Consider the following 15,671-nt stretch of genomic DNA (forward strand, 5'->3'; position numbering starts at 1 on the left):
AAGCCAGGGAGCACCACATGACCTCGACCGGCCTCATCGACGTCCACGCCCACTTCGTCACGGACAGCTATGTCGCAGCGGCCAGGGCCGCCGGCATCGAACACCCCGACGGCATGCCGGGCTGGCCCACGTGGAGCGTCGAGCGGCAACTCGACCTGATGGAGCGCTCGGGAATCGAGAAGTCCTACCTGTCCGTCTCCTCACCGGGAGTGCACTTCGGTGACGCTGCCGCGGCACGGGCCCTGGCGCGGGAGGTCAACGGGTTCGGAGCCCAGGTGCGCAGCGAACGCCCTTCGCGGTTCGGCCACTTCGCCTCCCTGCCGCTTCCCGACGTCGAGGGCTCGCTGGCCGAAGCGGTCCATGCCCTCGACGTACTCGGTGCGGACGGAGTCGCCGTGGAGACCAACCACCACGGCCTCTACCTCGGCGACCCCCGGTTCGAACCGCTGTGGGAGGAGCTCGGCCGCCGCGCAGCCGTCGTCTTCGTCCACCCCACGTCACCGCCCCACGCCGACGAGCTCGCCCTGGGACGGCCGCGGCCGATGCTGGAGTTCCTGTTCGACACCGCCCGCAGCGCGAGCGACCTTCTCCTGCGCGGTGTCCTCACCCGCCATCCCCGGATCCGCTGGGTGCTGACCCACGGCGGAGGCGCGCTGCCGCTGCTCGCCGACCGCATCGAACTGTTCAGCGCACTTATGGAGGGCGGCCCCCGGGACACGGCCGGCGCCGTGGAACAGCTCGGCCGTCTCTGGTACGACATGGCCGGGACCCCGTTCCCGCGCCAGGTCCCCGCGCTCGCGGCCGCGTTCGGCACCGACCGCCTCCTGTACGGGAGCGACTACTGCTGGACACCCGAGGGAGCGGTGCTCACCCAGGTGGCGTCCGTCGACTCGGCCGCGCAGCCGTCCGCCACCGACACCTGGCGCGACCTCACCACCCGTAACGCACACCAGCTGTTCCTCGCGTGACAGCCGCCCGGAAACCCGCGGAACGGACAGGCGCGCGGCGACCCGGCGCGCGCGGCCGGTCACCGCGACGACCCCAAGGAGAGATATGAGCAGGTACGTCGAACCGTCCCGGATCAACGGGCGCGTGCGGCTGAGCGACGTCACCGTGGTCGACCCACTGGACGGGCACGGCACACCCGGTCAGGACGTGGTGGTCGAGGGCGGCCGGGTCACCTCCGTGACGGCGACCGGCGCACCCGACGAGGGCGCGCACGTGGTGGAGGGCCGGGGCAGGTTCCTCGTCCCGGCGTACATGGACATGCACCTGCACGCCCTGAACACCCCGAAGGACGTCGACGGAACCTATGCGCTGATGCTCGCCAACGGCATCGCCGGCTTCCGTCAGATGTCCGGAAACAGGGCGCTGCTCAAGGCCCGGCGCGATGGCGGGCTGCCCCGGCCGACCGGGGCACCCGCCCTCAAGGCGACCGCCGGTGACCTGCTGACCCCGCTGAACGCGAGCACCGTCGACGGCGCCGTGCGGGCCGTGCGTGAACAGCACCGGGACGGTGCCGACTTCGTCAAGGCGGGCATGACGACCGGGGAGACCTTCCTGGCAGCGCTGCGGGAGGCGAACCGGCTCGGCATCCGGCTGGGCGGTCACCTGCCGGCCGACCTCGATCCCCGTGAGGCCGCACGCGCCGGGGTGTGGTCGATCGAGCACCTCGGCCCGGGCGTCACCGTGTTCGCCGCGGCCTCCTCGAAGGAGGGGGAGGTCCGCGCGGGGAACGTCACCCGCAAGCTTCCCCCCATCCCCAGGATCAAGATCCCCGGCGCCGAGAAGCTGGCGATGAAACTGATCAAGGGAATGGTCACCAACCCCGCTACCGCGACCTCCGAACCGGAAGCGCACGCCTACACCCTCGCCGACGCCTCCTACGATCAGCAGAAGGCCGAGGAACTGGCCGCCCTGTTCGTCCAACACTCCACCTGGCAGTGCCCGACACTGATCCGCGTCCACACCCAGCAGTTCGCCGACTCACCCGAACACACCGAGGACCCGAGGCGCCGCTACATGGCCCCGGAGGAACTGCGCACCTGGGACAGGTCCGTGAAGAGGTTCTCCAGGCTTCCCGACGCCACCCGCAGCGCCCTGCGCGGCCACTGGGACGCGCAGCTGAGGATGACCAGGACCTTCGCCGACGCCGGAGTCCCGATGGTCGCCGGAACCGACGCGTGCGGAGCCGCCGGGATCATCCCGGGCTTCGCCCTCCACGACGAGTTCGGCCTCCTCGCCGAAGCCGGCCTGGACCCCCTGACCATCCTGCGGATGACAACGACCGAGCCGGCCCGCTTCCTGGGAGAGGAAGGCGCGTTCGGCCGAATCGCGCCGGGCATGCCCGCCGACCTGGTGCTCCTGGACGAGGACCCGCTGCAGAGTCACACCGCCCTCCGGGCGATCGCCGGGGTGATGAGGGAGGGCTCCTGGTGGTCACGCGCCGACCTCGACGGCGTCCTGGAGCGCGTGGCCGCCGAGCCGGGCGCCCACTGACCTGGACGCGGGCCCCCAGCACCGAGCCCAGGTCCTGAGGGCCCGCGTCCGCCGTCGGCCATCGGATTACCGATGGCCGGGATCGGTATATCCGCCGGTACGCCCACGGCAGATGGGGCTAACGTCTTGGTGTCGCCCGGGTGCGGCCGCGCGACGGCCCCCATCGCGCGAGGTGACCATGCAGGCCGGAACCCCTCCAGGAGAGCACATGGCGAAGATCCTTTTTGTGATGACCGGCGCCGACCGGCGGACGCTGGCCGACGGCAGCAAGAAGCGCACCGGCTACTGGGCCGGCGAAGCGGTCATCCCCTACAAGGCGTTCAAGGCCGCGGGCCACGAGATCACTGTGGCCACACCGGGCGGCGTGGTGCCTCCGGTGGAACCGTCCAGTCTCGGCGCCGGGGCGAACGGTGGTGAGGAGAACGCCGCCTCCGTACTGGCCGTGGTGGAAGGTGCAGCCGAACTGCAGAGCCCGCTGGCGCTCAGCGATGTGACGGTGGAGGACTTCGACGCGGTGTACGTCCCCGGCGGCCAGGGCCCCATGGAGGATCTGTCGGCCGACGCCGACTCCGGCCGCGTACTCACCCGGGCGCTGGAGTCCGGCCTGCCGGTGGGTGTGATCTGCCACGGTCCGGCCGCACTGCTGGCCGCGCTCAAGGAGGACGGGACCAACGCCTATGCCGGCTACCGGATCACGGCCTTCAGCAACACCGAGGAGCAGCTCGCCGGTAACGTCGAGACGGCGAGGTGGCTGCTCCAGGACCGGCTCACCGAAGCCGGTCTCGAGGTCGAGGTGGGCGAGCCGTGGGCGCCGCACGTCGAGGTCGACCGCAATGTCGTCACCGGCCGGAACCCCGCCTCGTCCGGTCTGCTCGCCGCCGAACTCCTCAAGAAGCTCGTCTGACACGCGCTTCGAGCCGGCCGGCAGGCGAGGGGCGCACCGCATGTCGCGGTGCGCCCCTCGCGTTCACCGGCCGCCGGGTCACGTCACCATCGGCACATCACCGGTCCCGGACGGCGGCGAAGCGGGTGAAGTACGCGAGTGCCTCGAAGTCGTCGACTGCCTCACGGTCGGCCACCTGCTCTATCGGCACGCCTTGCAGGATGCGCTTCACGGGCACCTCCAGCTTCTTGCCCGTCCGGGTGTGGGGGACGGCGGGTACGGCCAGGACGGTGTCGGGAACGTGGCGTGGCGACGCCCGGGTGCGGATGGCGGCGATGATCCGGGCGCGCACGGTGTCGGTGAGGTCGTGGCCGGGTTCCATCACGAGGAAGAGCGGCATCCAGTACCCACCGTCCGGGAGTTCCGCTCCGATGACCAAGCTCTCCCGGACACCGGGTAGTTCATCGACCACGGCGTAGACGTCGGCGCTGCCGAGACGGACGCCCTGCCGGTTGAGGGTCGAGTCGGAACGTCCCGAAACGATCACACTGCCGCGCGAGGTGCGGGTCATCCAGTCGCCGTGGCGCCAGACACCGGGGAAGGCGCTGAAGTAGGCGTCACGGTAGCGGGAGCCGTCGGCATCGTTCCAGAAGTACAGGGGCATCGACGGGAGCGGCCGGGTCACGACCAGCTCGCCCACCTCGCCGGTGACGGGACGACCGTGCGCGTCCCAGGCTTCCAGCGCGACGCCGAGCAGGGGAGCGGAGATCTCTCCGGCCCAGACGGGGGTGTTGGGTGCGCTTCCGGAGAATCCGCTGACGATGTCGGTGCCTCCGCTGGTCGAGGCGACCTGCACCCGCGGACCGACGTTGTCGCGGACCCAGTAGTACGGCTGGGCCGGCAGCGGGGCACCGGTGGAGCCCAGTACCCGCAGGGCGGAGAGGTCGTGCTCACGACCCGGCTCCAGGCCGGCTCTGACGCAGCCCAGCAGGTATCCGGGGCTCACACCCAGGACGGCGGCACGGTGTTCTGCCGCCAGTTCCCACAACCGCCCCGGCCCCGGGTGGGCGGGGCTGCCGTCGTACAGCACCGGCGTGGCCCCGAGCAGCAGGCCGGAGATCACCAGGTTCCACATCATCCAGTTCGTGGTCGTGTACCAGAGGAACCGGTCGCCGGGACGCAGGTCGAGTTGCAGGCCCAGCAGCCTGTGGTGATCCAGCAGCACGCCCCCGTGTCCGTGCACGATGCCCTTGGGCGTGCCCGTCGTCCCGGAGGAGAACAGCACCCACAGGGGTGCGTCGAACGGCAGTTGCTCGAAGACGGGCTCCTCCTGGCCGCCGGTCACATCGGCCCAGTCGGACGAGCCCGGATCCTCGGGCAGGGGCAGTCCGAGGTGCGGCACGCGGACGGTGTGCCGCACGGTCGGCAGGGCGTCGCGGAGCCGGTCGACCTCGGCGCGGCGGTCATGTTCCCTGCCGTTCCACCGGTACCCGTCCGCGGCGAACAGGACGACAGGCTCCAGCTGCCCGAAGCGGGCGGCGGCGCCGGAGGCCCCGTAGTCCTGACCGCAGGCGGACCAGACCGCGCCGACACTGGCCGCAGCCAGAAAGGCGACGGCCGTGTGCACGGTGTTGGGCAGGTAGCCTACGACCCGGTCCCCGGCCCTGACGCCGTTGCGACGCAACCAGGCTGCCAGCGAACCGACTTGGCGACGCAGATCACCGCGACTGGTACGGGTGGCCGCACCGTCCTCACCGACGGAGATGATCGCCGGCCCCGGGTCGTCGACGCGCAGCGCGTGTTCCGCGTAGTTGAGCCGTGCTCCCGTGAACCAACGGGTGGCGGGCATGGGCGCGTCGTCGAGGACCCGGTCATGGCAACCGCTGGACCGGATGCCGAAGAAGTCCCACACGGCCGACCAGAACGCGGCGAGGTCCTGCACCGACCACTCCCACAACGACCGGTAGTCGGGGTGGTGCGTACCGGTACGGGTCGCGACGAACTCGGTGAAGCGGCCGATGTGTGAGAGTGCGACGGCAGCCGGATCGGGTACCCACACGGGCGCCGTCGGCGAGGAGCTCTCGTCCGCCGTGTTCATATGCCACCTTCCGAGGCCGCCGATGTGCGGGGCGCCGCTGCTGCCGGGACGGCAGGGAACGCCAGTTGATGCCGCAGGTCGCTGACGAGGTCCGTCAGCTCCCGCGCGGTGCGGGCGGTGCCGAAGATGTAGTGGTCGGGTCGGATCACCACGCCGATATGCCCTTCCGCCCGCAGGCGCGGCACATAGACGTCGTCGATGTCGAAGGCGGCGACCTCGGGGTCGGCGTCAGTGTTCACGGGCGCCAGGTGCAGCACGTGTGCGCCGATCCGGTCGAGGTACTCGAGCTGCTCGGGCGCGAGGACGGTGCGGGGATCGGTGGTGGCGGCCACCACGAAACCGTGTCCGGTCACCTCGTCGAGCAGTCCGGTACGAGCACGGTGGCGGACGCGGGCCTGGATGCTGAGCCGCCCGGCCGAGCGGTCCGTCCGGTCTCCCGAGATGACCCCGTCGCCAAGCGTCTCGGGCGGCAAGGGGGGCAGGATGCGTTCCGGGTCACCATCCTGCGCGATCATCGAGGCGTCCCGCTGCGCCGCGGCATCGGGGTCCGTGACGCAGATGACCTTGCCGAGCTCGACGGACTTGCCGATGGCGTGCTGGACGTGTGCGCTGCGCTCGCTGCCGTAGGTGTCCAGTACCCCGGGGTCCGCTTCACCGTTGAGCACGAGGTTCAGCTTCCAGGCGAGGTTGGCCGCGTCGCGGATGCCCGAGCACATGCCCTGACCGGCGAAGGGGGGCATCAGATGGGCGGCATCGCCGGCGAGCAGGAGCCGGCCCGCGCGCCACGTGGTCGCCCACTGGGCCTGGAAGGTGTAGACGGCGTGCCGCTCCAGCGTGCAGTTCTGCGCGTCGAGGCCCCAGCGGGCCAGCTGCCTCCATGCGGCGCCCTCGGTGTTGAGCTGTTCGACCGTCTCGCCGGGCATGCGCATGAACTCCCAGCGCCTGCGCCCGGGGCCACCGGAGACCACGGTGGTGGGCCGTGCGGGGTCGCAGATCTGGAGGTTGACCGGATGCCAGGTGCGTTGCTCGTGCGGGCGGACGTCGACGATCAGCCAGTCGTAGAAGAAGCCCAGATCGAGCATCTCCGTCGGCATGTGGGTGCGGACGAAACTGTTGGCGCCGTCGCTGCCGACGACCCAGGGCGCGGTGAAGTGCCGCTCGGCACCGGCACTGTCGCGGGTGGTGATGTGGACCGAGTCGGTGCTCTCGACGAGCCGGACCGCCTCGTGCCCCCGCAGGACGGTGATGGCCGGGGCGGCCTCGGCGACCTCCACCAGCGCCTGCTCCAGATCCGGCTGGTACATCATCGACGCGGTGGGCCAGCCCGACGGCCCGACCGTGGACCAGTCGAAACTCAGCAGCGTCTCACCGGCGGCGTTGCGCCACTCGTAGGTGTCGGCGGGCTCGGTGAGGTCACCGAGCCGGTCGCCGATACCCGCCCCCGCCAGCAGACGCGCGACCTCGTCGTCGAAGTGCACGGCGCGGGGCCGGGGATAGGGGGAGGGCCACCGTTCGAGCACGGTCACCTTCCGTCCGTCGCGAGCCAGGAAGAGCGCGCACGCCAGGCCGACCGGGCCGGCTCCCACGACCAGGACGTCGCCGTCCGTGGTGCGGTCCTCGTGCAGAGTCATGGCAGCTCCTACTTCGGCGGGGCGGCGTGGGAGCCGGTCATGAGCTCCGCCAGGTCCTCCGGGGCGAGGAACGAAGGCGGCGGGGGCGGCCCCCACGCCCACAGGGCCCTCGCGCCCTCCCACTCGCCCGGCTTCCACAGCGCGTCGTCGACGATGCAGTCGAGATCGGAGTAGTACTCGGAGAAGGTGCCGGCCGGATCCTTGAGGTACCAGAAGAAGTTGGAGCCGATGAAGTGCCGGCCGAGCCCCCAGGTGTGGCGGCCGGGATCGGCCTCCAGCATGGCGGTCGCTCCGCGGCCGACCTCGTCGACGTCGTCGACCTGCCACGAGGTGTGGTGCAGGAAGGCCACCGGCGCCTGCTGCACCAGGACGTTGTGGTGGTCACTGGAGCAGCGCATGAAGGCCGCCATGCCCTTCACCGTGTCGCTGATCCGGAAACCGATGCCCTCGTTGAAGAACCGCTGCGAGAACTCCTGGTCGGTGGAGCCGAGCACGACGTGCCCCAGCTTGCGCGGCCGGACCGGGCCCTCGCGAAGGATGCCGGGGGCCCGCTCCTGCAGGCGGGCGTCGATACCCGGTGTGTTGTACGGCGGCGGGGGAGTGGCCGGCTGGTCGTAGCGTGGCGCGATCTCGACACGGACCAGGAGCTCGGTGCCCGGGTCGACGGCGGTGACGGCGGTGGGGGTGCGGTGGACGGGGACACCGAGTCCCGACAGCGCGGACGCGACGCGGTCGAGGTCGTCGGGGTCGTCGGCGCCCACACCGAGCTCGACGAGACGCCGGCGCGGGGAATGGACGATGCGCAGCTGTTCCCCACCGTCCACCGTCGAGAAGCCGTGTCCGGCGGAGGGCGGGGCGCCCGGGGTGATGAGCGGGCCCGTGCTCGGGGCCAAACCGAAGTCCTTGTAGTAGGCGGCGGTCTGTTCGACGTTCGGCACGCCCATGACGATCTGGGTCAAGCGGTGCAGTGGCATGGTGGTCGGCCTTCTTCGGATGGACTGTTTCTCTCGGGTGGGGTGTTTCAGGGCGCCTGCATCGGATTGCGCAGGCTGCCGACCCCTTCGAGCCGGCTGACGAGGACGTCGCCGGGCGCCAGGAACTTCTGCGGGGTACGGGCCCCACCCACCCCGGCGGGGGTGCCGGTGAAGATCAGGTCCCCCGGCAGCAGTGGGCAGACGGCCGACAGGCGGACGATCAGTTCCGGAACGTCGAAGATCATGTTCGAGGTGCGGCTCTTCTGCAGCACCTCACCGCCCTCCAGGGAGCACCCGATCTCCAGATCGTCCGGATCGGCGAGCTCGTCGACGGTGACCAGCTCGGGCCCGGTGGGCGCGAAGCCGGGGTAGGACTTGCCCAGGGAGAACTGGGGCGCCGGCCCGGTGAGCTGGAGGCGTCGCTCGGACAGGTCCTGCCCCACGGTCACTCCGGCCACATGGGACCAGGCCGCCTCCCGGGTCGCCAGGTGGCAGCGTTCCCCGATGACCACCACGAGCTCGACTTCCCAGTCCACGAGCCCTTCCGGGAGGGCTACGCCCTGTTCGTGGCCGGTGAGTGACGTGGCGAACTTGGTGAAGACGGCGGGTTCCTCGGGGATCTGCAGTTTCGACTCGAGGACGTGGTCTCGATAGTTCAGCCCGACAGCGAAGATCTGGGCAGGCCGGGGGACCGGGGGTCCCCACACCGTGGCGTGTCCGGTGGCGGGGAGTGCCGCGGCCGCGGTCCGACCGGCTCCCGGGTGAGCCCGCGCCCATTGCGTGAAGGCGTTCCAGTCGGCGTACACGGCCTGCGGATCGGGGCCGAACCTGCCGCCGCTGGCTTCGGCGACGTCCAGATATCCGTCGGCGCCGCGCAGCGTCAGCCGCCCGTTGATGTTCGCGATGCGCATGTGCGTCTCCCGATGTGTGGTGCGGAGCATCTGAAACGCAGTTTTCACGTCTGATCGCATGAATGCAATAGATTAACGATAATCTCTTCGAGTGGCGTTTCCGTGCGGTGTCGCCCGATGGTGCCGGATGTCTACGGGGTGCGGGCCCGGCGCGTGCGCGACGGCATGCGTGGTCACAGCCGTCGTTCCGCCCTGAAAGCTCGTGGGGAGACGGCTGGTTAGCGCCGAGACCGGGGAACGCCCCGGCGCACACCGGCCGTTTGCGGCAATGACCGGTGTGGTGGAGGCCGTAGGGGCGGTGTGTTCCCACGCGTTGCCGTCCGGAATCCGGCGCGGAACGTGCCCGGGCCGGGCAGGTCCGTGTGGGCGGGACCCCGGAACCCCGAGCGCTCCAACCGGCCTGATGGGCAGCTGAGTCGACACCCCTGAAGCTCGGGCCGGCCGCCCATCGGGCGGAACGCCGTTCGGCGCGTCCCCCTGCGTGTCGCCCCGCGAGCCGACGGTGCGGGACCCTTGTACCGGCCCATGGAATTCCCGGCCGGTCGTGTGAACGGCGGCATCGTGTGAGGCCCTGCCCGATGGGCTTGCGACCCCGCTCGGCGTGGGCTGGCGAGGCGGAGTGGAACTGTCCGGCGGGCAGGGCAGAAACTCGCGCTCGCCCGCTCGATGATGCGCCGCAGCCCGCTGCTCACCATCTACGACGAGCCGACGGCCAGTCTGGACCCGGGCGCCGAACACGCCCTGTTCGAGCAGGTCGCCGTCGAGGCACGGCAGGGCAGAGCCGACGGCCGGGTCACCCTGCCGATCTCCCACCGCTTCTCGACCGTACGCATGGCCGACCTGATCGTGGTGCTCAAGGACGGCCGGATCACCGAGTACGGCAGCCACGACGAACTCGTCGCGGCGAAGGGGCTCTACGCCGAGCTGTACGCCCTGCAGGCCGCCGCATACGGGGACTGACCCGGCACAGACGGATTCGTCCACCGGCTCGGTCCGCTCCCGCGTGCGAGCCACGTGGGAGGTGGGCGATGATCCCCTTCGCTCCTCGCCTCGTCGCCTCCTTCGGTCCCTTCGCCCCCGGCTGGGCCGCCTGCTGCCTGGGCGACGCCTTCCGGACGGGCGAGCGCGTGTGTACGGGCGCAGCTCGGTGGTCCTCGGGGCCGGCGTGACGCCGCCGCGTAATCCAGGCACCTCATGTGCCGCATACAACCCGTCACATAACCTCGTGCGGGGAGACCTCGCACGATGGCGTGTCTCGAGTTCGAGGAGGCGAGGGTGACCGGAACCGCTGCGCGGTGGCTCGCGGGCGCGCTGATCGTGGCCTGTGTGCTGATCGCGGGGCCGAGCGCACCGAACGGTGCCTACGTAACCATGCCGCTGCCGGCCGACGCCCCCAAGGAGGTCGTGCCGAACCGTGTCATGACGTGGAACATCTGCAATCCCTGCAAGGGGAGCGGCCAGAACGTCGGCCGGGCGGCGGAGATCGCCACGTACGCGCCTCAGGTAGTCGGCCTGCAGGAAGCGTGCGTGGGTGATGTCGAGAGGATCCGGGACTATCTGCGGTACAGGTACGGGCTGGTCTACCAGGTCGAGTACGGATCGGTTCTGCAGAGTTGGAGCCGCTGTGGGGGAGTGCCATGGAGCCCGGGGGGCTTTGGCCAGGCAATCCTCTCGGCCGCTCCGATGACCGACCATGTGAACGTCGAGTACCCCGAGGGCGGTTCCGAGGACCGCGGGTACATGGCCGTCACCACTCTCGTGGACGGCCGGCCCGTCCGGGTCTTCAACACGCACCTCGCCCAGCGGCGTCAGGAATCGGTCCGCGCGAAGCAGACACGCGTACTGGCGAAGGCAGTCGCCCGGCATGACCGCACGATTGTTCTCGGCGACTTCAATGCGGTGCCGGAGTCCGTGGAACTCGCCGCTATGTGGGGCCTGTTCACGGATGCGGACCGCGGGTGCGGTCCCTCGGCGGCCGGTACGTGCCGGCCGACCACGGATTGGCGCAGCAAGTTCGACTACATCTTTCTGCGCGGCTTCGCTCCGATCGGACAAGGTGCGCATCCCACTCCGTACTCGGACCACGATCTGGTGCAGGCCGATCTTGGACGGGCGTAGCGAAGCCTGTTCCGCGCCCGGGCCCCGGGCGACACGCGGATCATTTCGGTCGTCGGGGTATCCGGCGGGTCACGCACCGCCGACGGCAGCGGAGGCGTCCGGGTAGGGGGAGGGCGTCCGGCAAGGGGAAGGGCGTCCGGAAGGGGAAGAGGAAGGGCGTCCGGGAAGAGGAAGGAGGGAACAACGATCTTGCCTCCGGAGAAGTCCTCAGCGGACCGACCCTTGTACCTGCGGTATGTGGGGGCACACCCTGCTGTACCTCCGGCCTTCGTCACCCTGTAGAGGGTTTCGTTTGGATCACATGGCCGCGCCCGTCTCCCGCGTCGGGTCGCCGCCGTGGAGCCGCGATGCGTTTGGCTACTGTTGTCGTGTACGAAATGTTCTGACGCCCGGCGGTTGCTTTCAGGAGTTCGTGATGGCGGGATCTGGCAGGGATGCATCGCTGTCGGGGGGCGAGGCACGGCTCGGAGCGCTGCGGGAGACGGGGCTGACGGCGGCGTCGGATGCGGGGATGGAGCGGTTCGCGCGGCTGGCCGCGGAGCTGGTGGGTGTCCCGGTGGCGCTGGTGTCGCTACTGGAGTCCGCGCGGCAGGTTTTTCCAGGCATGGTGGGACTGGCTGATCCATGGGCCAAGAGCCGGCAGACGCCGTTGACGCATTCGCTCTGCCAGCACGTGGTGGCCGAGGGGCGGCCTCTGGTGCTGGCCGATGCCCGTGAGGACACCCGGACGTGCACGTCCCTGGCGATTCCGGATCTGGGTGTGGTCGGCTATGCGGGGATGCCGCTGACGGACGGGGACGGGCATGTGCTGGGGTCCCTGTGCGCTATCGACAGCCGGCCCAGGCAGTGGACCGAGCGGGAACTGGCGCTGCTGGAGGACCTGGCCGCTGCGTGCAGTGCGGAGCTGCGGCTGCGGATCGTCTCGCGCCAGCGCGAGCGTGCTGTCGGTGAGGCGGAGGCGAGCGCACGGGCGTACCGGAGTGCTCTGGACCGTTCCCAGCTACTGTTGAGCGCGGCTGCTGCCTTGGCCGGCGCCACGGTCCTGGCCGAGGTCAGCCAGACCCTCCGGAACTTGGTCACAAGCGACCTGAAACCTGTCTACGTGGGGCTCGTCCTGGTCGACGACACCAGCAAGAGCCGGTTGCGGCGCCTGGTCGATGAGACGGGCAGCGCACCGATGGAACGCGCCCACGAAACGTACGGTCTGGACGCGGGATGGCCGACCGCGCGGGCTGTCCGGGAGAACCGCACCATCACCGTCACCGGTGAGGTGGAGCTGCGCCGGGACTACGCCCCCGAGGCGGTGGCCGCGTTCAACAGCCTGGGGCTGAGCAGCGCGGTGTGTGTGCCGCTGCCGGGCACGGTAGTCCCGCTGGGCACACTGGTGCTGGGCTGGGAGGAAGCGCACGAGATCGACATCGTTGAACAGGCCGTGCTGGCAGCGCTGGCCGGCTATACCGGGCGTGCGGTGGAGCGGGCGCTGTTCGTGGAGAACCGGGTCACGGCGGCACGGCAGATGCAGGAGGCCATGCTCACGGACCTGCCCGAGGTCGCGGGGGTCGAGCTGGCGGCACTGTACCGGCCTGCCGCGGCCACCGATCTCGTGGGCGGGGACTGGTATGACGCCTACTCGCTGCCGAGCACCGACCAGGGCGGTGAGCACACCGCGGCACCGGACGAGCTGGCGTTGTCCATCGGCGACATCACCGGCCACGACCTACGCGTCGCGACCTTGATGGGCCAGATCCGCAGCATGCTCCGCCAGGCCGGCCTCGACCACCCCGGGGGCGGCCCCGCCCGTGCGGTCACCGCCGTCGAACACGCGAACACACGGCTCGGTATCGGCGCCAGTGGCACCCTCGTCCACGCCCATCTGCGGCCCTGCCCGGCGCCGCTGGAAGGGAACTGGGAGCTTACGTGGACCAACGCCGGCCACCCCCCACCCCTTGTCGCGACCCCCGATGCCCCGACCGGGCGGCTGGATGAGCACGGGATGATGTTCTTCCACGGCCTGGCCGGTCCCGCCCGGACGGACAACCGGATCACGCTGGGTCCGGGCAGTGCGCTGCTGCTCTACACCGACGGCCTGGTGGAGCGCACCGGGAAGGACATGGACGAGGCGATCGGCCTGGCCGGACGGATCCTCACCGACCATGCTCAGCAGTCCCTGCCCGAGCTGCTGGCCGCGATCGTCGACCAGGTCGCGTCGCCCGACCCGAGCGACGACATAGCTCTCCTCGCCCTGCGCATTCCCCACCTCAGCCCGGCTCGCGAGGCGGCCCCAGGACCCGAGCACGGCCACTGAACAGGGGAAGGAACCAGGGACGGTACGTGGCGGACGGTGAGGGTTCTCGTCGTCGTGGCGAGACTCCCCGCTCCCTGCCGCAGCAGGCTCACCGGGTACGAAGACGCGCTTGCCCGAGCGCGTGACACGAGACGCGGTAGCCCCGGGGCCGTCCGCGGCCAGGCTGTTCTGCGCGGGTGGCGTTCGGCGCGCATGGTGGAGGGAGGTGCTCGATTCCCTCGCCCACGGGCCGCACCGGCCGGTGGGCGCCCCCTGCCGGAAGCCGGTGAGCCGCGTGAAAGCGCTCGTGTACGAGGGCCCGCGGGATGTCGCTGTTGTCGACGTCCCCGACGCCAGGATCGAACGTCCCACGGATGTGATCGTCAAGGTCACCTCGACCAACATCTGCGGATCCGACCTTCACATGTACGAAGGTCGAACCACGATGGAGACCGGCCGAACTCTCGGCCACGAGAACCTCGGAGAAGTGGTCGAGGTCGGTGGTGGGGTGGACCGGGTGAAGGCCGGCGACATCGTCTGCCTCCCGTTCAACGTCGGCTGCGGCTTCTGCGCCAACTGCGAGCGGGGCTTCACCGGCTTCTGTCTCTCGGCCGACTCCGACACACCCGGCGGGGCGTACGGCTTCGCCGCCATGGGCACATACGCCGGCGGCCAGGCGGAGTACCTGCGTGTCCCCTGGGCCGACTTCAACTGCCTCGTCCTGCCGGAGGACGCCGCGGAGAAGGAAAACGACTACGTCATGCTCGCGGACATCTTCCCCACGGGTTATCACGCCACCGAGCTGGCAGCTGTCTCGCCGGGGGAGTCCGTAGTCGTCTACGGAGGCGGGCCGGTAGGGCTGATGGCCGCCTACTCCGCTTACCTGCGCGGAGCCAGTCAGGTCCTGGTCGTCGACCGCCGGAGCGACCGGCTGCGGCTGGCCGAGGAAGCCGGCGCCACCGCCGTCGACGATTCGCAGGGGGACCACGTCGAGCGGATCCTCGACCTCACCGACGGCGGTGCCGACAAGGGCTGCGAATGCGTCGGGTACCAGGCCCACGACCCGCAAGGCGTGGAGCGCCCCGAAGCGACCATGAACGACCTCGTCGCCTCAGTGAAGGCGACCGGAGGCATCGGCGTAGTCGGCGTCTTCCTCCCTCAGGACGACGGCGCCCCGACCGAACTGACCCAGGAGGGCAAACTCCCCTTTGACTTCGGTCAGTTCTGGTTCAAGGGGCAGCGGATCGGAACAGGCCAGGCCAACGTGAAGGCGTACAACCGCCGCCTCGGCAACCTCATCCACCACGGCAGAGCGCGGCCGTCCTTCATCGTCTCGCACGAACTGCCCCTGGCCGAGGCCGCCGACGCCTACCGTCACTTCGACGATCGCGACCCCGGGTGGACCAAGGTCGTGCTCAAGCCCTGACGGCCCGCACCCATCCGCCTTGCTGCTCGACAAGTGCCCAGCATGACGGACGACGCCCGAGCATCGGCCTCCTCCGGATCCCTGCCAGTTCCGCGCCGCGGCGAGCGGCCGGGCCCAGGAGGGCAACGGCAGTTGTGCGCAACGGGCCCGGCCCCGCAGCCGTTCCGTGCTCGCGCCATGAGGGCGCAAGATGGTGCGCATGAGTTTGGCCACCCCCGTACTGAACACAGCGCGCCTGCGACTGCGCCCTTTCACCGCAGGCGACGTGGACCGCCTCTTCGCGCTGCACAGCAACACCTACGTGATGCGCTACTGGGACTCCCCGGCGTGGGACGAGCGGGCCCGCGCCGAGCGTTTCATCGCCATGTGCCGGAAGATGGCGGACGAAGGTGCAGGGGCGAGGGTGGCCATCGACCGCGTTTCTGACGGGGCCTTCGTCGGCTGGTGCGGTCTGACCGGATGGAACCCGGACTACCGCAGCGCATCATTGGGCTACGTCCTCGACGAGGGGATGTGGGGTCACGGCTACGCGACGGAGGCCGCGGGTGCCCTGCTGCGGTGGGCATTCGACACACTGGACCTGAATCGAGTTCAGGCCGAGACCGATACGCGCAACGTGACATCCGCCCGGGTCCTGGAGAAGATCGGGTTCCTGCGTGAAGGGACGTTGCGGGAGGACTGCGTCGTGAACGGCGAGGTTTCCGACTCGTGGGTGTTCGGGTTGATCAGGCGTGAGTGGCGGCAGGCGGCCGTGTCGACTCCGGCCCGCGAAGAGCGGCCTTGAGACGTTCCTGGTAGGGCAGCTTTTAGAAGAGACCATCGGATGGCCTTCCGCTCGCGGCCACGG

The 15,671-nt window shown here is 70.2% G+C and carries 12 protein-coding genes; 8 read left to right on the top strand and 4 right to left on the bottom strand.

Annotated elements, in window-relative coordinates:
- The first annotated feature begins 17 nt into the window (after positions 1-17).
- The 3 genes from ACFVJX_RS01530 (at position 18) to ACFVJX_RS01540 (ending at position 3,403) form a co-directional block, all read left to right on the top strand.
- A complete protein-coding gene (locus ACFVJX_RS01530) occupies positions 18-968 on the top strand; it encodes an amidohydrolase family protein (RefSeq protein ID WP_384126711.1) in 951 nt (316 codons plus the stop codon).
- A gap of 85 nt (positions 969-1,053) precedes the next feature.
- Complete coding sequence (locus ACFVJX_RS01535) at positions 1,054-2,499, top strand: amidohydrolase family protein (protein ID WP_384126712.1); 1,446 nt, start codon at positions 1,054-1,056, stop codon at positions 2,497-2,499.
- 208 nt (positions 2,500-2,707) lie between these two features.
- On the top strand, positions 2,708-3,403 hold the full coding sequence (locus tag ACFVJX_RS01540; protein WP_384126714.1) for a type 1 glutamine amidotransferase domain-containing protein: 696 nt from the start codon (positions 2,708-2,710) through the stop codon (positions 3,401-3,403).
- A gap of 97 nt (positions 3,404-3,500) precedes the next feature.
- Here ACFVJX_RS01540 and ACFVJX_RS01545 read toward each other — a convergent pair whose 3' ends face one another.
- Genes ACFVJX_RS01545 through ACFVJX_RS01560 form a run of 4 tightly spaced genes read right to left on the bottom strand, consistent with a single transcriptional unit; the run spans position 3,501 to position 8,996 of the window.
- Complete coding sequence (locus tag ACFVJX_RS01545) at positions 3,501-5,480, bottom strand: acetoacetate--CoA ligase (RefSeq protein WP_384126715.1); 1,980 nt, start codon at positions 5,478-5,480, stop codon at positions 3,501-3,503.
- Complete coding sequence (locus tag ACFVJX_RS01550) at positions 5,477-7,111, bottom strand: bifunctional 3-(3-hydroxy-phenyl)propionate/3-hydroxycinnamic acid hydroxylase (RefSeq protein ID WP_384126716.1); 1,635 nt, start codon at positions 7,109-7,111, stop codon at positions 5,477-5,479. Before ACFVJX_RS01550 ends, ACFVJX_RS01545 begins: the two co-directional genes overlap by 4 nt.
- 8 nt (positions 7,112-7,119) lie before the next feature.
- A complete protein-coding gene (locus ACFVJX_RS01555; RefSeq protein WP_384126718.1) occupies positions 7,120-8,085 on the bottom strand; it encodes a VOC family protein in 966 nt (321 codons plus the stop codon).
- A gap of 47 nt (positions 8,086-8,132) precedes the next feature.
- Complete coding sequence (locus tag ACFVJX_RS01560) at positions 8,133-8,996, bottom strand: fumarylacetoacetate hydrolase family protein (protein WP_384126720.1); 864 nt, start codon at positions 8,994-8,996, stop codon at positions 8,133-8,135.
- A gap of 666 nt (positions 8,997-9,662) precedes the next feature.
- Here ACFVJX_RS01560 and ACFVJX_RS01565 point away from each other — a divergent pair.
- The 5 genes from ACFVJX_RS01565 to ACFVJX_RS01585 all read left to right on the top strand — a co-directional run bounded on the left by ACFVJX_RS01565 (position 9,663) and on the right by ACFVJX_RS01585 (position 15,608).
- Positions 9,663-9,956 (top strand): hypothetical protein, encoded by a 294-nt coding sequence (locus ACFVJX_RS01565; RefSeq protein WP_384126721.1) that lies wholly within the window; start codon positions 9,663-9,665, stop codon positions 9,954-9,956.
- A gap of 285 nt (positions 9,957-10,241) precedes the next feature.
- A complete protein-coding gene (locus ACFVJX_RS01570) occupies positions 10,242-11,114 on the top strand; it encodes an endonuclease/exonuclease/phosphatase family protein (RefSeq protein WP_384126722.1) in 873 nt (290 codons plus the stop codon).
- Between the two features lie 415 nt (positions 11,115-11,529).
- Positions 11,530-13,419, top strand: a complete 1,890-nt coding sequence (locus ACFVJX_RS01575; RefSeq protein ID WP_384126723.1) for a GAF domain-containing SpoIIE family protein phosphatase — start codon at positions 11,530-11,532, stop codon at positions 13,417-13,419.
- 274 nt (positions 13,420-13,693) lie between these two features.
- A complete protein-coding gene (locus ACFVJX_RS01580) occupies positions 13,694-14,824 on the top strand; it encodes a glutathione-independent formaldehyde dehydrogenase (RefSeq protein WP_384126724.1) in 1,131 nt (376 codons plus the stop codon).
- 199 nt (positions 14,825-15,023) lie between these two features.
- Positions 15,024-15,608: a GNAT family N-acetyltransferase gene (locus ACFVJX_RS01585; RefSeq protein ID WP_384126726.1), complete on the top strand. Its 585-nt coding sequence runs from the start codon at positions 15,024-15,026 to the stop codon at positions 15,606-15,608.
- The last annotated feature ends 63 nt before the right edge of the window (positions 15,609-15,671 follow it).

The organism is Streptomyces sp. NPDC127177 (genome assembly GCF_042672475.1).
Lineage (GTDB): Bacteria > Actinomycetota > Actinomycetes > Streptomycetales > Streptomycetaceae > Streptomyces.